18 protein-coding genes are annotated in these 22102 nt (G+C 68.4%); 2 read left to right on the forward strand and 16 right to left on the reverse strand.

Annotation, left to right across the window (positions count from 1 at the left end; all coding sequences use genetic code 11):
- Positions 1 to 13: 13 nt before the first annotated feature.
- Positions 14 to 1111, reverse strand: coding sequence for an SPL family radical SAM protein (locus tag ACFSGX_RS16370; protein WP_380931385.1), 1098 nt, complete (start codon positions 1109 to 1111; stop codon positions 14 to 16).
- 119 nt (positions 1112 to 1230) lie between these two features.
- Here ACFSGX_RS16370 and ACFSGX_RS16375 point away from each other — a divergent pair, with 119 nt between their 5' ends.
- Both ACFSGX_RS16375 and ACFSGX_RS16380 read left to right on the forward strand, forming a co-directional pair.
- Positions 1231 to 1650 (forward strand): reverse transcriptase-like protein, encoded by a 420-nt coding sequence (locus ACFSGX_RS16375; RefSeq protein ID WP_380931386.1) that lies wholly within the window; start codon positions 1231 to 1233, stop codon positions 1648 to 1650.
- Positions 1647 to 2243, forward strand: a complete 597-nt coding sequence (locus tag ACFSGX_RS16380) for a peptidylprolyl isomerase (RefSeq protein ID WP_380931387.1) — start codon at positions 1647 to 1649, stop codon at positions 2241 to 2243. The genes ACFSGX_RS16375 and ACFSGX_RS16380 overlap by 4 nt, the downstream gene beginning before the upstream one ends.
- An 81-nt stretch (positions 2244 to 2324) precedes the next feature.
- Here ACFSGX_RS16380 and ACFSGX_RS16385 read toward each other — a convergent pair whose 3' ends face one another.
- The 15 genes from ACFSGX_RS16385 to ACFSGX_RS16455 all read right to left on the reverse strand — a co-directional run bounded on the left by ACFSGX_RS16385 (position 2325) and on the right by ACFSGX_RS16455 (position 22047).
- The gene (locus ACFSGX_RS16385; RefSeq protein ID WP_380931388.1) at positions 2325 to 3146 is read right to left on the reverse strand and encodes a hypothetical protein; all 822 of its coding nucleotides are present in this window, start codon (positions 3144 to 3146) and stop codon (positions 2325 to 2327) included.
- A gap of 178 nt (positions 3147 to 3324) precedes the next feature.
- Positions 3325 to 4485, reverse strand: a complete 1161-nt coding sequence (locus ACFSGX_RS16390) for a deoxyguanosinetriphosphate triphosphohydrolase (RefSeq protein WP_380931389.1) — start codon at positions 4483 to 4485, stop codon at positions 3325 to 3327.
- A gap of 170 nt (positions 4486 to 4655) precedes the next feature.
- Complete coding sequence (locus ACFSGX_RS16395; RefSeq protein ID WP_380931390.1) at positions 4656 to 7667, reverse strand: SPOR domain-containing protein; 3012 nt, start codon at positions 7665 to 7667, stop codon at positions 4656 to 4658.
- Between the two features lie 599 nt (positions 7668 to 8266).
- Entirely contained in the window at positions 8267 to 9754 is a 1488-nt protein-coding gene (ftsZ, locus tag ACFSGX_RS16400; RefSeq protein WP_380931391.1) for a cell division protein FtsZ, read from the reverse strand.
- Between the two features lie 98 nt (positions 9755 to 9852).
- Positions 9853 to 11115 carry a cell division protein FtsA gene (gene ftsA / locus ACFSGX_RS16405; RefSeq protein ID WP_380931392.1) on the reverse strand — a complete coding sequence of 421 codons (1263 nt, stop codon included), beginning with the start codon at positions 11113 to 11115 and terminating at the stop codon, positions 9853 to 9855.
- 113 nt (positions 11116 to 11228) lie between these two features.
- Complete coding sequence (locus ACFSGX_RS16410; RefSeq protein ID WP_380931393.1) at positions 11229 to 12152, reverse strand: cell division protein FtsQ/DivIB; 924 nt, start codon at positions 12150 to 12152, stop codon at positions 11229 to 11231.
- Positions 12149 to 13120 (reverse strand): D-alanine--D-alanine ligase, encoded by a 972-nt coding sequence (locus ACFSGX_RS16415; RefSeq protein WP_380931394.1) that lies wholly within the window; start codon positions 13118 to 13120, stop codon positions 12149 to 12151. The genes ACFSGX_RS16410 and ACFSGX_RS16415 overlap by 4 nt, the downstream gene beginning before the upstream one ends.
- Before the next feature lie 97 nt (positions 13121 to 13217).
- Positions 13218 to 14183 (reverse strand): UDP-N-acetylmuramate dehydrogenase, encoded by a 966-nt coding sequence (gene murB, locus ACFSGX_RS16420; RefSeq protein WP_380931395.1) that lies wholly within the window; start codon positions 14181 to 14183, stop codon positions 13218 to 13220.
- Complete coding sequence (locus tag ACFSGX_RS16425) at positions 14165 to 14365, reverse strand: hypothetical protein (protein ID WP_083672154.1); 201 nt, start codon at positions 14363 to 14365, stop codon at positions 14165 to 14167. The genes murB and ACFSGX_RS16425 overlap by 19 nt, the downstream gene beginning before the upstream one ends.
- Positions 14362 to 15786, reverse strand: a complete 1425-nt coding sequence (gene murC, locus ACFSGX_RS16430) for a UDP-N-acetylmuramate--L-alanine ligase (RefSeq protein WP_380931396.1) — start codon at positions 15784 to 15786, stop codon at positions 14362 to 14364. The genes ACFSGX_RS16425 and murC overlap by 4 nt, the downstream gene beginning before the upstream one ends.
- Entirely contained in the window at positions 15783 to 16940 is a 1158-nt protein-coding gene (gene murG, locus ACFSGX_RS16435; protein WP_380931397.1) for an undecaprenyldiphospho-muramoylpentapeptide beta-N-acetylglucosaminyltransferase, read from the reverse strand. The genes murC and murG overlap by 4 nt, the downstream gene beginning before the upstream one ends.
- 13 nt (positions 16941 to 16953) lie before the next feature.
- Positions 16954 to 18165 (reverse strand): peptidoglycan glycosyltransferase FtsW, encoded by a 1212-nt coding sequence (locus ACFSGX_RS16440; RefSeq protein ID WP_380931398.1) that lies wholly within the window; start codon positions 18163 to 18165, stop codon positions 16954 to 16956.
- Positions 18162 to 19607 carry a UDP-N-acetylmuramoyl-L-alanine--D-glutamate ligase gene (gene murD / locus ACFSGX_RS16445; protein ID WP_380931399.1) on the reverse strand — a complete coding sequence of 482 codons (1446 nt, stop codon included), beginning with the start codon at positions 19605 to 19607 and terminating at the stop codon, positions 18162 to 18164. The genes ACFSGX_RS16440 and murD overlap by 4 nt, the downstream gene beginning before the upstream one ends.
- On the reverse strand, positions 19604 to 20674 hold the full coding sequence (mraY, locus tag ACFSGX_RS16450) for a phospho-N-acetylmuramoyl-pentapeptide-transferase (RefSeq protein WP_380931400.1): 1071 nt from the start codon (positions 20672 to 20674) through the stop codon (positions 19604 to 19606). Before mraY ends, murD begins: the two co-directional genes overlap by 4 nt.
- Entirely contained in the window at positions 20674 to 22047 is a 1374-nt protein-coding gene (locus tag ACFSGX_RS16455) for a UDP-N-acetylmuramoyl-tripeptide--D-alanyl-D-alanine ligase (RefSeq protein ID WP_380931401.1), read from the reverse strand. The genes mraY and ACFSGX_RS16455 overlap by 1 nt, the downstream gene beginning before the upstream one ends.
- Positions 22048 to 22102: the final 55 nt, after the last annotated feature.

The following is a 22102-nucleotide window of genomic DNA, read 5'->3' on the forward strand; positions in this document are numbered from 1 at the left end:
TCAAACGGATGTCTCACGTCCAGTACAGGATCCGCGCCTGTGGCAGGACGCGCGCGATCGTCGTCTCGAAAAACCCGCGCAGCGCCCGCATCGTGCCGGCGTCGTACACGAACTTCACCGACCCGAATTTCGTCCGCTTCTCCGCCCGCCCGTCAGGCCCCATGTCGAGCGCCGACCCCGGATACCACGTCTCCAGCACCGCCTTCGATCCCGGCGTATAACGATGCGTGATCAGCTCGATCGTCAGGTCCGGGTCCGGCAACCCGGCCAGCGCATCGGCGACGTCTTCGATCAGTTGACCATAAGCCCGCTCCCACCCGTCCGCCGCAATGATCGGCGCGATCGTCAGCCCGATCTTGTATCCCGCCTCCGCCATGCGGCGCAGCGCCACCAACCGCGCCGCGACCGCACTCGTGCCCCCCTCGAACCGCGCATAGCCCGCCGGATTGACCGACGCCCGCATCCGCGTCCGCCCGCGATGCTCCAGGTCCAGCAACGGCCCGACCGCATCGTACTTCGTCGTGAAGCGCAGCTGCGCATCCGCCTCCCAAGCCCCGAACGCGGAGATCAGAGCGGACAGCGACCCCGTCGCCGGCTCGATCCCCAGCGGATCGGTGTAGCATGACGCCTCGAACGTCGTCCCCTCGTCCATCCGCCGCACGGACCGCGACGTCACCTGCCCGCGCCCCAGATACTCCGGCAGCCCGCCCATGATTTCGTCCAAATTGGCATAGGCCCGCACGATCGGCGGCCCCTTCAGCGACCCGGCCAGATAACAATATCCGCAATGCGCCGGGCACCCCTCGGCCAAATCGACGCGCCAGTCCGCACTCGGCGCGATCGGCTGCAGTTTGCGCTTCGACGGCGGCGCCACGACCACCGCCAGCGTCGCCTTCGCCTCGGCATAGGCGCGCCGCGCATCGTCGGGCAGGTCCAGCGCCAGCCGATCGCCCGGCAACTCGACCACCACCGACCCCAGCGCCAGCGCCCGCGCCGCGATCGCCCGGCCATGTGCAAACTCGCGCGCACTCCGCGTGATCAGCACCCGCTTCGGCCGCCAGACCTTCCCCGCCGGCTCCGCGTCCCCAACTGTCTCGATCCGCGTCGCCATCCCCCCTGAACGCTCGCCGCCCGCAACGGTGCCGCGCCATCTCCGCCCGCGGGATGGCAATCGCGCGCCCATCCCGCTACCCGTGCCAAAACCGCCGCAACACCCGGACCCAGCTGACCATGCCCGAACCGCTCAAGCTCTTCTTCGACGGCGGCTGCCGCCCCAATCCCGGCCGCATGTCCGTCGCCGTGTTCGCGCGCGGCATCCCCTATGTCGATCTCGACAAGGGCACCGGCGACAACAGCGACGCCGAATGGCTCGCCCTCATCCACGCGATGGAGGTCGCCCGCACGCTCGGCGCGACCGACCTCGTCCTGCTCGGCGATTCGATGCTGGTGGTGACGCAGGCGACCGGCAAGGCCAAGTGCCGCAGCCCCGAACTGCGCGCCCACCTCGCCCGCTTCGAGGAACTCAAGACCCACTTCACCCGCCTTCGCATCCGCCACACCGGCCGCACCAGCAACCTCGCCGGCATTGCCCTCGAACGCGCGCTCGATGCGGAGGCCGCGCTCGCCCACCGGGCGGAGATCACCGGATGATCCGCCGCACGCTCCTCACCGGCGCAGTCGCCGCACTCCTCACCGCGACGCTCGCCCCCGCCAAGGCACCCCCCGGGCCGGCCAAGGTGCGCGTGCGGATCGACACCACCGTCGGCTCGATGATCGTCGCGCTCGATCGCGCCCACGCCCCGATCACGACCGAGAATTTCCTGAAGTACGTCGACGAGAAACGCTTCATCGGCACCGCCTTCTACCGCGCCAGCCGCGCCGGCAAGGATCGCGGCCTGATCCAGGGCGGCACGCGCAACGCCGCCAACCGAACCTTGCCGCCGATCGCCCACGAACCGACCAGCCGCACCGGCCTGCGCCACGTCACCGGCACCATCTCGATGTCGCGCGAGAAACCCGGCAGCGCGACCGGCGACTTCTTCATCACCGTCGGCACGATGCCCGGCTACGACGCCAAGGGCAAAAACCTCGGCTTCGCCGCCTTCGGCCAGGTCGTCGCCGGCATGACCACCGTCCGCCGCATCCTGAACGCCCCCACCACCAAGTTCAGCGGCTACGAAGGCATGCGCAACCAGATGATCACCGCCCCGATCATTATTACGGGCACCACGCGAGTGAAGTGACACTTAAACCCGCCATGGTTTACCAGGACACGTAACCGTCGCGCGTCGATCAACTAATTTCGCTCCGGATCGTCCACGAGTTCAAACTCGCTCTTCGTCTCCACGTCCGCCCGCGTGGTGCGACTTGGAGGTTGCCCAGGGCGGCGGCCCGAACCGGAGTGGGTCGACATCCGCACCCGGCGATCCTTCCGTGACCGCACGATACACCGCCAGTCCCACCGGGCTGAATGCGATCGCGTTGATCGCGATCTGCGTCGACACCAAACTTCCCAGTCCCCAGAACCACGCCGGATGGATGCGGCCACGCGCGCGGACATCGTGGATCATGCCCGCCAACGGAAACAACAGGATGACCGCGAAAACCGCTTCGCCTGCGAAAGGCATAAGCAAGGGGCTGGGGATGATGCGACCGATCGCCGGCCCGAGCAGGATCGCCATGCCGCAAAACATCAGACGCCGGTGCCAGAGCGTCCGCCGCCGCAGCACGATCGCAGCCGTGGCCAACCCGGCAAAGACATAGAGCGACAAGGGATTCATCACGACAAAGTAAGCGGGTTGAAAGAAGAACGGCACCCGCACCGTCCGTGCCGCCTCGATCGTCACAAACGTCCCCATCACGAGCATTGCCGGGATCCAGACGATCGCGATCCATCCAAGTCGGCGATGCAAACCAATCCATTCCGGACCGGCGAGGAAATTCTGCGCCGCGTAGATCACCGTCCAGCCGAAAAAGACGAGAGCGTGGACGTGGAGAAATATCGGAACGGCAAACGTCGACCGACCCATCGCTAATTGAAGCGAAAACCCGCTAAATACCAACAACGTCATAACGATAGCGGATCGAATGAAGAATCGATGTTCGCGATCGATGCTTGCTATTCGTGGTGATGCGACGGTTGCCATCGGCTTGCCCCCCAACGTACCGATGAGGGGCATAGCACGAATTACGGGGCGCTTGAACTCGTTCGGTACACCAGCCTGTTGTGCATCGCTAAAATGCTCGGACTGTTGGCGAAAATCTTCGGCTCAACCCTCACCGACGTCGTCTAGCGGTAATCGGCACCAAGTCATCCAGCTTACTTCAAAACCCGTCCGGCATCTCCACCGGACCCACCACATCGCGATACCGCGCAATCGCATAACGATCGGTCATCCCCGCGATAAAGTCCGCCACGTGCCGCCCCCGGCCCGGTTCGTCCGCGGGCAACCGCTCGCGCCAGCCGTCGGGCAGCAGCGCGGGGTCGGCCCGGTACACCGCGGCCAGCCCGGCCACCACCGCGCGCGCCTGTTCCGCCACCGCCAGCTGGTGCGGATGATGGTACAGCTCAGCATACATGTAGCGCTTGAACGCGCGCTCCTCGGCCGCCATCGCGTCGGAGAAGCCGATCAGCGCGCGCCCCGCCTGCCGCACCGCGTCGGCATCGCGCGGGTCCGCCTCCGCGATCCGCGCGCGGCTCGTCGCGATCAGGTCGTTCACCATCCGCCCGATCTGTTCCCGCACCAGCTCCGCGATGCGGCGCTCCGGCGGCAGATCCGCCAGCCGCTCGCAGACCGCCGCCCAGCCCGGCCTCACCAGCGGTTGCGCCACCAGTGCGTCCAGATCGATCAGCCCGGCGCGCAACCCGTCGTCGATGTCGTGATTGTCGTACGCGATGTCGTCCGCGATCGCCGCCACCTGCGCCTCCAGGCTCGGCCAGCTTTCCAGCTCCAGCGGCATCTCCGCATCCGCCGCCGCCAGCGCCCAGTTCGGGTGCCGCACCGGGCCGTTATGCTTGGCCAGCCCCTCCAGCGTCTCCCAGCTCAGGTTCAAGCCCGCCCAGCGCGGATAGGGGCTCTCGATCGCGGTCAGGATGCGCAGCGTGTGGGCGTTGTGCTCGAACCCGCCGACGTCCATCGTCGCGGCCTTCAACGCATCCTCGCCGGCATGGCCGAACGGCGGATGGCCGATATCGTGCGCCAGGCACAGCGCCTCCGTCAGGTCCTCGTTCAGCCCCAGCACGCGCGCGATCGTCCGGCCGATCTGCGCCACCTCCAGGCTATGCGTCAGTCGGACGCGGAAATGGTCGCCGTCGGGCGCCACGAACACCTGCGTCTTGTGGCGCAACCGCCGGAACGCGATCGAATGGACGATGCGGTCGCGATCACGCTGGAACGGGTCGCGCTCGCCCCGCGTCCCGCGCTCCTGTTCAACATGGGCACGCCCGCGGCTGGCGTGCGGATCGGCGGCGTAACGGGCTGTCATGCCGCGGCTTTGCCGTGTCCCCCCGCCCCCGTCGACCCCTAAACCCGCCGGCTCAAAGGTTTGACGACATTCCCCAAACCGCCCATCGCCAGCGAAGTCGAGGGCAGCCAAGACGTCGACGCCCCCCCCCACCGCGACGCTCGGGGAACAACGCCCCGTGAGCCCGCGGTCTAGCGCACGGGCAGCTTCTCCACCGCCTGCCCCGCCGGACTGGTGTAGGTGAACGCGTTGATCCCGGCACCGCTCGCCTTGTTCACGAACGCCTGCGCCTCGCTGTTCGACCCGAACGGACCGACCAGCAGGCGATTGGTCGCGCGCAGCGGCGCCGTCCACGCACTCCGCCCGCTCAGCAGCGCGCCATGCTTGGCCTTCAGGGTCCCGTACAGGCTTGGCAACGTCCCCTTGTTCGCCCCACCCGCGACCTGCACCCAGTAACGCTCGGACGCGCCCTTCGCGGATTTCGCCGCCCCCTTCGCGCTATCGCCCTTGTCCGCCGCGGCCAGCTTCGCCTTCTGCGCCTTCGTCAGGCTCGCAACCGTCACGGCGCCCTTCGTCCGGATGCCCAGCGTGGTCTTCTCCGCCGCGGTCAGCACCGGCGCATCGTCATCGCCCTTGTCCGCCGCCGTCAGCTTGGCCTTCTGCGCCTTCGTCAGGCTCGCAACCGTCACCGCACCCTTCGTGCGGATGCCGAGCGTTGCCTTCTGCGCCGCCGTCAGCACCGCCGCGTCGCTGTCCGACGTGTCCGCGGCGGCCAGCTTCGCCTTCTGCGCCTTGGTCAGACTGGCGACCGTCACCACGCTCTTCGACCGAAGACCAAGCGTCGCCTTCTCCGCAGCCGTCAGCACCGGGGCGTCGTCAGGCTTGTCCGCCGCCGCCAACTTCGCCTTTTGCGCGCGGGTCAGGCTCGCGACTGTAACATCGCCCTTCGTCCGGATCCCCAGCGTCGTCTTCTCGGCCGCCGTCAGCACCGGCGCATCCGACTCCGCGCTATCCGCCGCCGCCAGCTTGGCCTTCTGCGCCCGCGTCAGGCTCGAAACCTTCACTGCCGCCTTCGTCCGGATGCCCAGCGTCGTCTTCTCAGTGGCGGTCAACACGGGCGCTTCGGCCTCGGCCTTCTCCGCCGCGGCCAGCTTCGCCTTCTGAACCCGCGTTAGGCTGGCGACCGTGACGGCCCCCTTCGTCCTGATTCCCAGCGTCGCCTTCTCCGCCGCCGTCAGCACGGGCCCCGTCACCCGCGCCGGCACGACCGGATCAGCCACGACCGGCCGCGTGACCGGAACCGCCGGCGTCGGTGCAACCCGCGCCGGCGCAGCTGCAGGAGGCGCCACGACCGCCTGACCAGTCGCGGCGGGCGCCGCCCGCGTCGCCCCCGGGCCAGCCGTTACCATCGGCACGACATCCGGCGAAGCCCCAGCCTGCGCCGAAACCGACGTAGCCGGCCCCGCCGCCTGCGACGGCACCGCAGCCACCATCGCAGTCTGGACCACGCCCGCATCACGCACCGGCCCCACCAAAGTCGCCGTCGCCGTCGCCGACGCGCGGTTCAAGGCCGCCGCACTGGTCGGAGCCTCCGATGTCGCGGCACCACTATTTGCGCTAACTGCGGGGGTGGGAGCCGCTGCCGTCCCCATAACCGGCGCGGTCGCAACCGTCGCAGCTGCTGCGCTCGGCCCTGCCGCGACCCTCACGGCAGGCTTCGTCGAAGCGGCGCCGCCCGCCGCCGCGAGACTTCCCCCGCCCGCCCCCGCCTGCGATGCAGCTTGCCCACTGCTCGGCACGGCGGCCGTCGATGCAACCGGTGCCCCCGACGCCATCGCGACCGTCTCACCTGAGGGACGTTCAACGCCAGCACCCGAAACCACTGCACCAGCCGTCACCGGCGTCGCGCGCTGCGCGCTGACGGTCGATGCGGACCCAGGCGTGGCAACGCTCGAAGCGCCAGTTCGGGGCATAACGCTCCCCGCAACGCCGCCGGAAGCCGCCGCAGCTTCGCCGTTCTGCGCGACCGCGGCCGTTGTAGCCGAACCAACCGCCCCCGGCGCCGCCACCGCGCTTGGCTGTATCCGCGCTCCGACGTTGCCGGCAGCCGCAGTCCCGGCCGTCAGGTTTTGCGAAGCAGTCGGCGTCGAGGTCGCCACCCGCACCGCACCGGCCGTCGCCGACGCAACCTGCCCCGAACCCGCAACGGGCGCGGCGCCCATCGACGCGGCGGATGCACGGTTCAACGCCGCGCTGCTCGTCGACCCGCCGCGCACCGCACCCGGCGTCACCGAACCAGAAGCCGGCCGCGCCACCGCAGCGCCCTGACCGAACGCCTGCCCGGTCGGGGTCAGCGCCTGTCCGACCGCCCGCGCCGCCGGTGTCGCATCCGCCATCTGCGTGCCCGCCGGCCGCCGCACCGCCGGGAAGCGCCCGAAATGCACCGCCGCCGCTTTCTCGCTCGCATCCAGCGCGCCCAGCCGTTGCAGGTACGGCGTCATCGCTGCCGCCTGCGTCGGGATCATCAGCTGGTTCGCGCGCTTCACCGCCCCCGCCGGATCGCCCGTCATCGCCAGCACGAACGTCGCCGCGCGCCACGCCGCCTTGTCCTGCTTGCGCAGCAACGGGTCGAGGATCTTCATCGCCCCTGCCCGATCGCCACCGATCGCGGTCGACAGCGCCAGCCGCCGCGTGATCTCGTCATCCTTGCGCAACGCCAGCGCCGCGCGATAATCCGCCTGTGCCAACCGGTTCTGCCCGCGCAGATCATAGGCCAGCCCGCGATCGCCGCCGATCTCGCCCACCGGCACACCCGCCGCGATCGCCTGATCGAACAGCCGCAGCGCCTGGCGCGGCTGCTCCTGCTGCACCGCGGACGCCGCCAGCCCGGCCTTCACCCTCCCGTTGGTCGGCGACACGCCCTCCGCCCGCCCAAAGAATCCGATCGCCGCATTGGCATCGCCCATCGCCAGCGCCGCCTTCCCCGCACCCAGCAACGCCTCCAGGTTGCGCGGATCGACCGACAGCATGCGCAGATACTTGTTGAGCAACGTCGATGGATCGTTCGGATCACGCTCCAGCGTCAGCGTCCCCGGCGGAAAGCTCGGCTCACCCTGCGCCAACACCGCCACCGGGGTCGTCGCCAGCAACAGTGCCAGTGACAAGGCGAACCGCCGCGCGGCCATCGTCGATCGTGAAGTCATGCCACCCGAATGCCGCAAATCCCCTGAACGCGACAGTAATAGCGCACCCCCGCGCGACCAGCCGTTCCCACCCATCGACGAACCTGCGGTCCGGGCCGGGGCCCGTTCAGACGAGCAGCGCAAGCCGAATCCTGGGACAAACGCATCCGCACCCCGAAGACGCCGCGGTGCTTGCTCCAAGGTGCCAAACCCACCCGTCCATCCCGAGCGAAGTCGAGGGACCCTTCGAGCGAAGCCGAGAAGCCAACAACACCCCAAGCATGATGCGCCCAGGCTTGCCACCCCACCCCGTTTGGTTCGAGCCTGTCGAGAACTCAGCGCAGGGTTCTCGACAGGCTCGAACCAAACGGGGTGGTACGCTGGTCAGTCAAATGTGATCGCGCAGTCGTTCACACTCTCCATAAATCGAGACGGGGCTCAGCCCGAACGGGGCGGGGTGCAAACCGTTCAGAGCAATTCCGAACAAGCGACCTCAAAGACTTTTCCGGCAAACCAACCGGCCCAGCCATCCACCCAACCAACCACCGGCCCCAAACACACAAAGGGCGCGCGGTCCAAAGACCGCACGCCCCTCGCGTCACACCAAACCCGAGCTCAGCCTACTGATTATTCTGCCGGTTCAGAAACCGCGGAATATCGAGCGGGTCACGGCCACGCGCCGGATCCGGCTCTTCCTCGCCTGGAGCCTTCGCGGCACCGCGTGCGATGTTGGACATCCGTTCGAACAGCGTCCCGCCATCACGCCCCGCCCGCGGCGCGGGGGTGGCAGGCGCCGCCTGACCGGCTTCGTTCAACCAGCGCCGGCTGGCGGCGATATCGGCATCGGTCGGCTCCGACGACTGCGGCGGCAACGGATTGCCCGCGACCGGCGGCGTCAGGATCGTCTCGCTACCCAGCAGCAGCTCTTCCTCGCTCCGCCCGCTCTGATCGGCGGTGTCACCCGCCGGAGCAGGGGCATCCACCGGCGCGCTCGCAACCGGCGCAGCCTCAACAGGCGTCGTCGCCGCAGCCGGTGCCGGAGTTGCGGTCACCGAAGCCGGGGCCTGCCCCTCGCCACGGGCCGGCGCACCGCGCGCGGTGTTGAACGAGAAGGACTTGGCCGGTTCCGCCATCGTCGCGGGCTCCGCCTCGATGCCCGTCGCAACCACCGAAACGCGGATCTTGCCTTCCAGATCGTTGTTGAACGCCGACCCCCAGATGATGTTCGCGTCCGGATCGACTAGCTCGCGGATATGGTTCGCGGCCTCGTCGACCTCCATCAGGCGCATGTCCTCGCCGCCGGTGATCGACACGATGACGCCCTTGGCGCCCTTCATGCTCACCCCGTCGAGCAACGGGTTGGCAATCGCCTTCTCCGCCGCTTCGATCGCGCGGTTGTCGCCGCTTGCCTCGCCCGTACCCATCATCGCCTTGCCCATTTCGGACATGACAGAGCGGACGTCGGCGAAATCGAGGTTGATCAGACCCGGCATCACCATCAGGTCGGTGATCCCGCGGACGCCCTGCTGCAGGACCTCGTCCGCCATCTGGAACGCTTCCTTGAACGTCGTGTTCGGGTTGGCGATCAGGAACAGATTCTGGTTTGGAATGACGATCAGCGTATCGACATGCTTCTGCAGCTCCTCGATGCCCGCATCCGCCGCCTTCATCCGGCGATTGCCTTCGAAGCTGAACGGCTTGGTCACGACACCGACGGTCAGGATGCCACGGTCACGCGCCGCCTTGGCGATCACCGGCGCCGCACCCGTGCCCGTGCCGCCGCCCATGCCGGCCGCGATGAAGCACATATGCGCACCCTCGAGGCTCTTCTCGAGCTGCTCGATCGTCTCCTCCGCGGCTGCGCGCCCGATCTCGGGCCGCGATCCGGCGCCCAGGCCCTGCGTGATCTTCAAGCCCAGCTGGATGCGGCGTTCCGCGGTCGAATGGTTCAGCGCCTGCGCGTCGGTGTTGGCGACGATGAAGTCCACGCCCTGCACGTCCGAACGGATCATGTTGGCAATCGCGTTGCCGCCGGCCCCGCCCACGCCGATCACGCTGATCCGCGGCTTCAGTTCGTCGACCTCGGGCCGCATGAATTCGATCGTCATCCGCTTCGACTCCTTTGCCCGCGCCCGCTGCGGGTACCTGACCTGTCACCAGCCCTAACCGATTTCCGGGCCGGCACGCAAAATTAACGAGAGCTTTTTCAGTAGCCCGAGCGGAATGCCGCGATGAGCCGCTGGACCATGTTGTTCGTCGCCGTCCGGTGAACCATCTGGTGCGCGCCGGTCACCTGCCGCAGGTCCATCGGGTCGGACGCCGCGAACTGGATCAGCCCCGCCAGCGTGGCGAACGCCGGTCCCGAATGCGCATCCGGCAACCCCGCCAGCCCGCGCGGCCGCCCCACCCGCACCGATCGACCAAGCACACCCTGTGCATAATCTGCGATCCCTTTCAGCTCGGCACCGCCACCGGTCAGCACCACCTGCCGTCCAACCGGCCCGTGGAAACCCAGTTCCTTCAACGCGCCTGCAATCGCACCCATCCAATGCTCCATCCGCTGGCGAATGACGGTGATCAGCTGCGCCCGCGTGATGCGCTGCACTTCGCCGGCGCCCTCCTCCTCGGACATTGGCGCCACGTCGATCATCTCGTGATTGTCGCGCGGGCTGGTGGTGGCCGACCCGTGGAAGCACTTCATCCGCTCCGCCTGCGTCCGGCGCGTGCCGAATGCGCTGGCGATATCGTCGGTGATGTCCGCCGCCCCGATCGGTATCGACGACAGACCGACGAGCAGCCCGCCGGCGAACAGCGACACGTTGGTCACCCCCGCCCCCATCTCGACCAGCGCCACGCCCAGCTCGCGCTCCTCCTCCGACAGGCACGCCATGCCCGTGGCGATCGGCGCCGCCACGATCGACTTCACCGCCAGATGCGCAGACCGCACGCACAGGTCCAGGTTCCGCACCGGCGACGGCTCGGCCGCCACCACATGGATGTCGACGCCCAGCCGGTCGGCGTGCAGCCCCAGCGGCGTCTTCACCCCCTGCAACCCGTCGAGCGTATAGAGCGTCGGCTGTGCATGCAGCACCATCCGCCCGTCCGGGTCGATCGATCCGCGTCCGGCCGCCAGCAGGTCGTCGATGTCGCTCTGCTCGATCCGCTGCCCGCCCAGGTCCACCTCGACCGACGCGATATCACTCACCAGCCCGCCGGCGGAGAAACTCACCCACACCGTGTCGATATTGGTCCCGGCGATCCGCTCCGCCTGCTCCACCGCCTCGCGGATCGCCGCCTCGGTACGCTCCGCATCGGCGATGTAGCCACGCCGCACGCCGCGGCTTTCGCGCTGCCCGGTGCCCAGCACCTGCACCTCGCCATCCTCGCGCACCTGCGCGATCAGCGCGCACACTTTCGACGACCCGATATCGAGCGCCGTGATCAACTGGTCCCCGCGAAGCTGTGCCATCGACTATCCCCGCCCGACGTTCGAACGCACACCATGCGCCTGATTTGCGACTCGGCGCAACTGGCCGTTTTCGGTGCGTTCGGCCGGTCCGCCCGCGCCGTCCGGAACGTGGGTCAAATGCTCTTGTCCACCAGCGCGGTCTCGGTCACCTTGTGGCCGGGCTCGCGGCTGACCCGCACGACGAACTTGTCCGGCATCCGCATGTCGAACCGCACGAACCCCTGGCCCAGCAGGCGCGCGCGCCCGTCCATCGCGGTGAACTTCCGCAGCGCCGCCATCGCTGCCTCCTGCCCCTCCGGCAACGCCAGCGTCTCGCCCGACTGGAACCGCAGGTCCCAGCGCCGGTCGCCGATCCAGCTCGCCCCGGCTAGCATCGGTTTCAGCGCCGGCGCGGTCTCCATCAGCACGTTCAGGCTCGCCGCCTGGCGGTTCGCGCCCGGCCCGATCACGATCGGCAGGTTCTCCGGCATCGCCGCCAGGTCCACCGGCGCGATCACCACGCCCGTCCGGTCGATCAGCGCAAGCTTCTGCTTGTGCTGCCAGATCGCCGCCGCACGCCGTTCGACGATGTCGATCACCAGCGTATCGGGCAACCGGCGCGACACGCGCGCATCCGCGATCCACCCGAACCGCATCAGCCGCGCACGGATCGCCTCCAGGTCGACCAGCGGCATCGCGCGCGACGTCTGGTCCACCGCCACGTCGTACACCGCCGCGCGGTCCGCCTGGTCGATCCCGACGATCTCGATATTGCGCACGCGGAACCCGGCCGCCCCGATCCCTTCGCCGATCTCCGTCCCGATCGTCTGCGGCAACCGCATCGCCAGCACGCCGGCCACGACACCGACCGCCAGCGCGCCGCCCGCCACCCAGTTGCCGATCCGGCGCAGCATCCCCGCCGGCAGCGGGATCGTCGCGAACGCCTGCGCGATCGTCGACGGGCGCTTCGCCGCGGGTCGCCGGCCGGTCGACCGCGTCACCGTCGGCCGTTTGCGCTGCGCGGACGTGCCGCGGCGGATTTTGGCGGGTCCGGTCATGTCGGCAGGTCCTCCGCAAACGCCTCGTCCACGATCCGCTGGACCAGCTGGGCATAGCTCAGCCCGACATGGCGGCCCTGTTCCGGCACCAGGCTCAGCTTGGTCATGCCCGGCTGGGTGTTGACCTCCAGCAGGTACAACCCGGCCTCGCCCTGCTCGTCGTCCCACCGGAAATCGGACCGCGACGTGCCGCGGCAACCCAGCACATGATGCGCCTTCAACGCCATCGCCATCGCGCTCTCCGCGATCTCTGCCGGGATCTGCGCGGGGCAGATATGGACGGTCAGCCCGTCGGTATATTTCGCGTCGTAATCGTAAAATTCCGACGTCGGCACAAGCTCGGTCACCGCCAGCGCGCGATCACCCAGCACCGCCACGGTCAGCTCGCGCCCGCGAATGAACGGCTCGGCCAGCAGCATCGGAAACTCCTGCCACGGCCCCGCCACGTCGCGCCCGATCGGCGACCCGTAATTCCCATGCGCGGTCACGATCGCGACGCCGACCGACGAACCCTCGTTCACGGGCTTCAGCACATAAGGCCGTGGCATCGGATCGGCGGCATACAGGCTCTCCGACCCCACCATCATGCCGCCCGGCATGCGGATCCCGTGCGGCACGAGCGCATTCTTGGTCAGCTGCTTGTCGATCGCGATGACGGAAGCGGCGAGCCCGCTATGCGTATAACGCAGCCCCATCAGGTGGAGCAGCCCCTGCACCGTCCCGTCCTCGCCCGGCACGCCGTGCAGCGCATTGAACACCACATCCGGCGCCGCTGCCGCCAGATCCGCCGCCAACGCGGTCCGCCGCTCCTTCGTCATATCGACCCGCGTCACCCGATGCCCAAGCGACTCCAGCGCCTCGGCCACCCCGCTCCCCGACGACAGCGAAACCTCGCGCTCCGACGACCACCCGCCCATCAACACGGCAACATGCAACGGACGAGCCGGACGGCTGGCAACTTCGATCACGACAAACCCCCAACAGTATCAAGACGGCGAGACTTCTTAGCCCTCTCCCCAACGGGGAGAGGGTTGGGAGAGGGGGAGCGGCCAGAAGCAACCAAGGTCACAACGAACCCTCGCGACCATCCACAACACTCGACGAGCCAGAGGCCAGGGCAACCCCAACCCGCTGTATCTCCCACTCCAGCGTCACCCCAGAATGCGCCAGCACCCGAGCGCGAACCTCCTCACCCAGCGCCTCGATCTCCGCCGAAGACGCCCCACCAAGGTTCAGCAAAAAATTACAATGCTTCTCCGAAACCTGCGCATCCCCGCGCCGCAAGCCACGGCACCCCGCCGCATCGACTAAAGCCCATGCCTTGTGACCATCCGGGTTCTTGAACGTCGACCCGCCCGTCCGCGACCGCAGCGGCTGCGACGCCTCGCGCTCCGCCGCGATCCGGTCCATCTCCGCCCCGATCATCGCCGGATCGCCCGGCCTGCCGGCGAACACCGCCTCCACCACGATCGCCCCGACCGGCAACTCCGAATGGCGATAGCGATAGTCCAGCCGCGCCGCGTCCCAGGTCTCCACCCGCCCATCGCGCAACACGACCGTCACCGACACCAGGATATCGCTCGCATCGCGCCCATAAGCGCCCGCATTCATCCGCACCGCCCCACCGACCGTGCCGGGTATCCCGCGCAAGAACTCCAGCCCCGCCACGCCGGCATCGCGCGCCGCGCTCGCAACGGTGATCCCCATCGCCGCCCCGCCCGCGCGCACCCGGCCGTCCTCGACCGACACCTTCGCGAAACTCTTCGGCAACCGCACCACCACGCCCGCCACGCCGCCGTCGCGCACGATCAGGTTCGATCCCACCCCGATCGGCATCACCGGCACCGCTGGATCGAGCGCCTTCAGATACTCGGCCAGATCATCGACATCCGCCGGCCGTACCAGCAGCTCGGCCGGCCCCCCGGTCCGAAACCAGATGAAGTCCGCGAGCGACGCACCGGCCTCCGCCCGTCCACGCAACCCGCCCTGGACCGCAAGCTCCGCCGAGCCCGTCACGTCTTCGGCGTCCACGCTTCGATCCACGCCGTCCAGGCCTTCGCACCGGCCATCCCGGCCTCATGCGCCTTCGCCTGGAACGCCACCATGTCCTCACCCGCCGCCAGCGCCCGTGCGACCACGTCCAGGTTGCGGCGCTGGAAACTCAGCACCTCCTGCTGGAACGCGACGAACGCCATGAACGGGTCCTGGCTCATGCCGGGACGCGCTGCGCCACGATGCCGTCCGCCAGCCCCGCCGCCCATTTCGTGATGTCGCCCGCACCCAGGCACACGACCATGTCGCCCGCCTGCACCGTCTCGGCCAGCACGCGCGCCAGCGTGTCCGCATCCTCGACCACCTGCGCCGACCGATGCCCGCGCAGCTTCAGCCCCGCGACCAGCGCACCGCTGTCGACACCCTCGACCGGCGCCTCGCCCGCGGCATAGACCGGCGTCGCATAGACGATGTCCGCGTCGTTGAACGCCGACTGGAAATCCTCCATCAGATTGCCCAACCGCGAATAACGATGTGGCTGCACCACCGCGATCACGCGCCCCTCGACACCCTCGCGCGCCGCGGCCAGCACGGCGCGGATCTCGACCGGGTGATGCCCGTAATCGTCGATGATCGTGACGCTGCCACCCTCGACCGGCACTTCGCCGACCTTGGTGAAACGCCGCTTCACCCCACCGAACTTGGAGAAGCCCGTCTGGATCACATCGTCCGGCACGCCCAGTTCCAGCGCGACACCCACCGCCGCCAGCGCGTTCTGCACATTGTGCCGCCCCGGCATCGGCAGCTCAATCCCCTCGATCGATCGGCTCGAACCGTCGCGATGCCGCACGATCACCTCGAACCGGTTGCCGCCCGGGATCGGCGTCACGTTCACGCCGCGCACGTCGGACTGCGCAGAGAACCCGTAGGTCACCACCCGCCGGTCACGGATCCGCGGCAGGATCGCCTGCACCTCCGGATGATCGAGGCACATCAGCGCCGCGCCGTAAAACGGCACATTCTCGACGAAATCGACGAACGCGCGCTTCACCGCATCGAAATCGCCATAATGGTCGAGATGCTCGGGATCGATGTTGGTCACCACCGCGATCGTCCCGTCCAGCCGCAGGAAGCTGCCGTCGCTTTCGTCGGCCTCCACCACCATCCAGTCGCTCGCCCCCAGCCGGGCGTTCGATCCGTAGCTGTTGATGATCCCGCCATTGATCACGGTCGGATCGACCCCGCCCGCATCGAGCAACGCCGCCACCATCGACGTCGTCGTCGTCTTGCCGTGCGTGCCCGCCACCGCGACCGTCGACTTCAGCCGCATCAGCTCCGCCAGCATCTCCGCACGGCGAACAACCGGCACGCGCGTCTCGTACGCCAGCTCGACCTCCGGATTGCCGCGCTTGATCGCGGTCGACGTCACCACCACCGCGGCATCGCCCAGATTTTCCGCGCGGTGCCCGATATGCACCACGATCCCGCGGTCACGCAGCCCCTGGATGACATAGCCCTCGGCCACGTCGGACCCCTGCACCTTGTACCCGAGATTGTGCATCACCTCGGCAATGCCGGACATGCCGATGCCGCCGATCCCGATGAAATGGATCGTCCCGATGTCGGTGGCGACACCCTTCATACGTCTGCTCCGCTGGTCTGCGTCATATCCGTCGTCTCGTCCTTGTCCGTCCGTACCGTCCCGCCGGCCAGCTGCTCGACCAGATCCGCTAGGTCGCGCACCGCGTCCGGCCGGCCGCACCCGCGCGCGCGCCGCGCCGCATTCTCCAGCGCACCGGGTTCCAGCGCCAGCTTCTGCATCTGCTTGGCCAGCTCCACCGGCGTGAACCGCGCCTGCGCGATCGACCGCGCCGCGCCCGCCGCCACCATCTCGCGCACGTTCACGCTCTGATGATCGTCGGTTGCCCCCGGCAACGGCACCAGGATCGCCGGCCGCCCCGCCTCGGTCAGCTCCGCGATCGTCGATGCCCCCGCCCGCGCGATCACCAGATGCGACCAGGCCAGCCGCTCCGGCAGGTCGGGCAAATAGGTCGCCAGGTCCGCCGGAATGCCCAGCTCGGCATATTTCGCACGCACCGCGTCGATATCCTCCGGCCGGCACTGCTGCGTCACCTGCAACCGCCGCCGCAACGCCACGGGCAACATCCCCAGCCCGTCGGGCACGACCTCGCTCAGCACGCTCGCGCCCTGGCTGCCGCCAGTCACCAGCACGCGGAACACGCCATCCGCATCCAGCACCGGGAACGGCTCGTCACGCAACGCCGCGACCTCCGCCCGCACCGGATTGCCGACCAACGTCACCTTGTCGGCATAGCGCGCCGGCAAGCGTTGCACATCGGGATAGCTCGTCGCGATCGCCGCGACCTTGCGCGCCAGCAGGCGGTTCACCCGCCCCAGCACCGCATTCTGCTCATGCACCGCCGCCGGTATGCCCGCCTTGAACGCCGCCAGCACCGCGGGCAGCGCGGGATATCCGCCGAACCCGATCACCGCGTCCGGCCGCGCCTTGCCATAGATCGTCCGCGCCATCGCTCGCCCGGCGCGGATGTTGCGCCACGCCTTCAACCAGCCGATCGGCCCGCCGCTCAACCGGCCGGCGGGCAGCAGATGCGTCTCGACACCCTGGAACAGCCCCGGGATCCGTGCGCCACGCGCATCGGTGATCAGCGCCACGCCATGTCCGCGCGCCATCAGTTCGGCCGCCAGCGCATGCGCCGGGACCATGTGGCCGCCGGTCCCGCCGGCCGCCAGCACGAAATGCCGTCTCGCGGTCATGCTGTTTCGCCCGTCATCGCCCGCCGCTCCATTTCACCACATAGGGGGAGCGGTGCAGATACGGGTTCCGCCGGGTGAACGCCAGCAGCAGCCCGAACCCCATCGACAACGCCAGCATCGACGACCCGCCATAACTGATGAACGGCAGCGTCATGCCTTTGGACGGGACGATCTGCACGTTGACCGCCATGTTGATCAACGCCTGCATCCCGAACTGCACCGCCAGCCCGGCCGACGCGAGCAGCAGGAACTCGTCCTCCTCGTCCAGCAGCTTGATGAACACCCGCACCACGATGGTCAGATACACCATAGCGATCGCCAGGCACGCGATCAGCCCGAACTCCTCGCCGATGACGGAGAAGATATAGTCGGTATGCGGCTCGGGCAGCCGGAACTTCATCGTGCCCCCGCCCGGCCCTGTGCCGATCAGCCCGCCGTTCACCAGCGTGTTGTGCGCGCTCACCGTCTGGTAATTGTCGCCGTTGCCCGTGATGAACTTGTTGATGCGGTCATGCGCCACCGAATAGAAAAGGTATGCGGACACGACCCCCGCCAACCCCAGCGCGCCGAGCGCATAGAGATAGCGCATCGCGATCCCGCTCAGCATCAGCAGCGCGACCCAGATCGACAGGAAGATCACCGTCTGCCCGAAATCGGGCTGCTTCATCAGCAGCAGCGCGATCCCGCCGGTCAGCACCGCCGACAGCGGCACGACCGGCAACGTCCGGTCCTTCGCCTTCAAAGACAGCAGCCAGGCCAGCGCGACGACGTACAGGGGTTTCAGGAACTCGGACGGCTGGAGCTGCATGAACCCCACGCCGATCCAGCGCACGGCACCATTCACCTCCACCCCGGCGACCGGGACAAGCGCGAGCAGCAGCAGGAAGAATGCCGCCCCGCCGATCGACAGCCGCCGCGCGACATCCTTGGGCAACATCGACACCACCAGCATCACCGGCAGGCCCACCGCCAGCCAGACCAGCTGCCGGTACAGATAATAGAGCGGCGGAAACGTCGTCGTCCCGCCCGAATAACGCACCGCCGCCGCGGGCGAAGCCGCCGCCACCGCGACGATCCCGACGCCCACAAGCACCGCGACCAGCATCAGCAGAACGCGGTCGATCTCCCAGAACCAGGTGCCCAGCGGGCTGCGATCGCCGCGCCCGAACCGCTGCACCTTGGTGATGCGTTTACGCTTCTGCGCCTCTGCCGCAAACACGTTCATGACTGCATGGCCCCCACCAGATCGCGGAACGCGTCGCCCCGTGCCTCGTAATCGCGATACTGGTCGAACGACGCGCACGCCGGCGACAGCAACACGACCTCGCCCGCCCGCGCCGCCTCGCGCGCCGCACCCAGCGCCCGCTCCAGCGTGCCGACGTTGACGACCGGAATACCGCGCTCGGTCAGCAACCCCGCATACAGCGCCGCACTGTCGCCGATCGTGTACGCCGCCACGACATGCCCCAGCTCGTCCGCCACCGCATCCAGATCGCGCGTCTTGGCCATCCCGCCGAGGATCCAATGCACCTTCGAATACGCCGCCAACGCCGGCGCGGTCGACGTCGGATTGGTCGCCTTGCTGTCGTTCACATACAGCACGCCGTCCACGGTCGCGATCCGCTCCATCCGATGCGGCAACCCGGGATAGCTCTCGAGCCCCCGGGCAATCGCATCCTCGTCAACGCCCAACGCCCGCACAACGGCAACCGCCACCGCAACATTCTGCGCATTATGGGGCCCCTGCAAAGCCGGCCAAGCCGACTGATCACCGACATCCGACGACCGCACTTCGACCAGTTCCGCCGCGTCGGCAGAAGCCAACCCGGCCGTCACAGCCCGCGTCTCGTCATCCTCAACGGCAATCACCGCGACCCCGCCCGTCTGCATCGCGAACAACCGCGCCTTCGACGCCGCATAGGCCGCAAACCCGTCATACCGGTCGAGATGATCCGGCGTGATATTCAACAACACCGCCACGTCGCAATCCAGCGTCCGCGTCAGGTCAATCTGATAACTCGACAGCTCCAGCACATAGACGCCCCCTGACGGCAGCGCGTCACGCCCCATGATCGGCAGCCCGATATTCCCCCCCATCAAGGCCGGCACACCCGCCGTCTCCAGAAGGTGAAACACCAAAGCCGTCGTCGTCGACTTCCCGTTCGTGCCCGTAATCCCCACCACCCGATGCGCCGGCAGGCTTGCGCGCGCCTGCGAAAACAACTCGATATCGCCGATCACCGGCACACCCGCCGCCGCCGCCCGCCCCGCAATCGGATGCCGGTTCAGCGGCACCCCCGGCGAAACGACAACCGCATCGAACCCCTCAAGCGCGATCTCCAACGGATCCCCAAGCGAAACCGCCTGACTCCCTCCCCCCACCGGGGGGAGGGTCGGGGTGGGGGGCGTAGGCTGGACAGACCCAACCCCACCAGACGCAACCAGCCCCCCTCTCCCCTCCGGGGAGAGGGCGGGGGAGAGGGGCTTAGACTGGACGGAACCATCACCCCCAATTAACCTCAAAACCTCGGCCCGCCGCTCCGCATCGCTATCCCAGGCCACAACCTCGGCCCCACTCGCCACCAGCGCAGCCACAGTCGCCATCCCCGATCGCGCCAGCCCCAGCACCGCATAGCGCTTGCCCGCAAAGGCCTCCGAAACGATCACCGCAGCTTCAACGTCGCAAGACCGGCCAGTGCCAGCACGAACGAGATGATCCAGAACCGGATCACCACCGTCGGCTCGCTCCAGCCCAGCTGTTCGAAATGATGGTGGATCGGCGCCATCCGGAACACCCGCCGCCCCGTCCGCTTGTAGAAGAAGACCTGTACCACCACCGACACGGCCTCCAGCACGAACAGCCCGCCGACGATCGCCAGCACGATCTCGTGATGCGTCGACACCGCGATCGCGCCCAGTGCGCCGCCGAGTGCCAGGCTCCCCGTATCGCCCATGAACACCGCGGCCGGCGGCGCATTGAACCACAGGAACGCCAGCCCCCCGCCGATAATCCCCGCGCACAGGATCGTCAGGTCCCCCGCCCCCAGCACATGCGGAATGCCGAGATACCCCGCGAACACCGCGTTCCCCACGACATAGCTGATCGCGAAGAACGCGAGCGAGGCGATCACCACCGGCATCGTCGCCAGCCCGTCCAGCCCATCGGTCAGGTTCACCGCATTGCCGAACGCCACCATCACGAACGCCGCGAACGGGATGTAGAACCACCCCAGATCCAGCACCGGTCCGTTGTAGAACGGCACGTACAGCAGCGTCCCGTTGCCGTCGTTGATGATCCAGGAGGCCACGCCGGCGATCAGGAATTCGAAGAACAGCCGCGTCTTGCCCGATATCCCGGCATGGCTGCGCTTCCGCACCTTGTCGAAATCGTCGAGGAACCCGATCGTCCCGAATCCGATCGTCACCATCAGGCATGCCCAGACATAGCGGTTGGACAGGTCCATCCATAGCAGCATCGTGATCGTGACCGCGGTCAGGATCATCAGCCCGCCCATCGTCGGCGTGCCGACCTTGGCCAGGTGCGTCTGCGGCCCGTCCGCGCGGATCGGCTGGCCCTTGCCCTGCCGCACGCGCAGCCAGCCGATGAACCGCGGCCCGATCAGCAACCCGATGAACAGCGCGGTCGCCAGCGCCCCGCCGGACCGCACCGTGGTATAGCGGATAAGGTTCAGGACCCCGGGAAACCCGAGATGCTCGGCGATCAAATACAGCATTATAGATTCCCGCTCGCGACGGCATCGACGATGCGCCCGAGCCCGATGGCGTTGGATCCCTTGACGAGCACCGCGTCGCCGGCCCGCAGCCGGTCGCGCAGCACGTCACGTGCCGCCGCGGCGTCGGCCACATGCGCGAAATCGATCCGGCCCTCAAGCATGCGGGCCAGCGCCGTCATCTCGTCTCCGACCAACAGCGCGAATTTCACGTCCGCCGCAACCAGCGGTCCGGCGAGCGCCGCATGATAATCGTCCGATCCCGCGCCCAGCTCACGCATCGCGCCCAGGACCACGATCCGCCGCGCCGCCGCTTCCTGCCCCAGCAGCGCGATCGTCGCCGCCATCGACGCGGGGTTGGCATTGTAACTCTCGTCGATCAGCAGCACGTCGCCGCCGCCGAACGCCGCTTGCGTCCTCGCGCCGCGGCCCTTCAACCCGTCCAGCTCCGCCAGCGCCAGCCCGGCCGCGTTCAGGTCGCCGCCGACTGCGTCCACCGCGGCGATCACCGCCAGCGCGTTCGACACCCAGTGCGCGCCGGGCGGCGCCAGCGTGAACGTCAGCTCGGCTGCCGGCATCGTGACGCTCACCAGCGTCCCCCTCGCCCCCGCCATCGCATCGCGCGCCCGCACGTCAGCACCCGCGCCAGACCCGAACGTCACGGTCCGCGCCGCATATCGCTCCGACGCGGCATACAGCCGGTCGCGGTGCGGGCTGTCGTGCGGCACGATGCCCACCCCGCCCGGCTCCAGCCCGCGGAACACCTCGCCCTTCGCATCGGCGATCGCCGCCTCATCCGGGAAGAACTCCGCATGGGCGGGCGCGATCGTCGTCACCAGCGCGACATGCGGCCGCACCATCCGGGTCAGCACGTCCAGTTCGCCCGGCGCCGACATCCCCATCTCGAACACGCCGTACAACGCGTCCGCCGGCATCCGCGCCAGGCTCAGCGGCACGCCTGTATGATTGTTGTAGGACTTCACCGACCGGTGCACCCGCCCCGGTGCGGCGCGTTCCAGCGCCGCCGCCAGCGCCTCCTTCGTCCCCGTCTTGCCCGCCGACCCGGTCACCCCGATGATCCGCGCCGAAGTCCGCGCCCGCGCCGCCACGCCCAGCGCATTCAGCGCCGCAGTCGTATTGGCCACCAACACATGCGGCCCCTCGACCGCCTCCGAAACAACAGCCCCCGCCGCCCCCTGCGCAAAGGCCTGGGCGACAAACCGATGCCCATCCGCCTGCTCGCCCTTCAGCGCGAGAAACAGATCGCCCGGCCCCACCTCACGCGAGTCAAACGCCACACCCAAAACCACAAAAGCCCCGGACGCAACGCCACCCGTCGCCCTGGCAATCTCATCGGAGGTCCAAAGACTCGTCACGACCAAAGCCCCCTCCCCTTGAAGGGAGGGGGTTGGGGGTGGGGGCAACAGCTCC

The sequence above is a fragment of the Sphingomonas arantia genome (assembly GCF_042682045.1).
In the GTDB taxonomy this organism is placed as follows: domain Bacteria; phylum Pseudomonadota; class Alphaproteobacteria; order Sphingomonadales; family Sphingomonadaceae; genus Sphingomonas_R; species Sphingomonas_R arantia.

Coding starts and splice junctions, on each gene's coding strand:
- ACFSGX_RS16370 (WP_380931385.1), bottom strand. CDS start 1,111: ATGGCGACGCGGATCGAGACAGTTGGGGACGCGGAGCCGGCGGGGAAG.
- ACFSGX_RS16375 (WP_380931386.1), top strand. CDS start 1,231: ATGCCCGAACCGCTCAAGCTCTTCTTCGACGGCGGCTGCCGCCCCAAT.
- ACFSGX_RS16380 (WP_380931387.1), top strand. CDS start 1,647: ATGATCCGCCGCACGCTCCTCACCGGCGCAGTCGCCGCACTCCTCACC.
- ACFSGX_RS16385 (WP_380931388.1), bottom strand. CDS start 3,146: ATGGCAACCGTCGCATCACCACGAATAGCAAGCATCGATCGCGAACAT.
- ACFSGX_RS16390 (WP_380931389.1), bottom strand. CDS start 4,485: ATGACAGCCCGTTACGCCGCCGATCCGCACGCCAGCCGCGGGCGTGCC.
- ACFSGX_RS16395 (WP_380931390.1), bottom strand. CDS start 7,667: ATGACTTCACGATCGACGATGGCCGCGCGGCGGTTCGCCTTGTCACTG.
- ftsZ (WP_380931391.1), bottom strand. CDS start 9,754: ATGACGATCGAATTCATGCGGCCCGAGGTCGACGAACTGAAGCCGCGG.
- ftsA (WP_380931392.1), bottom strand. CDS start 11,115: ATGGCACAGCTTCGCGGGGACCAGTTGATCACGGCGCTCGATATCGGG.
- ACFSGX_RS16410 (WP_380931393.1), bottom strand. CDS start 12,152: ATGACCGGACCCGCCAAAATCCGCCGCGGCACGTCCGCGCAGCGCAAA.
- ACFSGX_RS16425 (WP_083672154.1), bottom strand. CDS start 14,365: ATGAGCCAGGACCCGTTCATGGCGTTCGTCGCGTTCCAGCAGGAGGTG.
- murC (WP_380931396.1), bottom strand. CDS start 15,786: ATGAAGGGTGTCGCCACCGACATCGGGACGATCCATTTCATCGGGATC.
- murG (WP_380931397.1), bottom strand. CDS start 16,940: ATGACCGCGAGACGGCATTTCGTGCTGGCGGCCGGCGGGACCGGCGGC.
- ACFSGX_RS16440 (WP_380931398.1), bottom strand. CDS start 18,165: ATGAACGTGTTTGCGGCAGAGGCGCAGAAGCGTAAACGCATCACCAAG.
- mraY (WP_380931400.1), bottom strand. CDS start 20,674: ATGCTGTATTTGATCGCCGAGCATCTCGGGTTTCCCGGGGTCCTGAAC.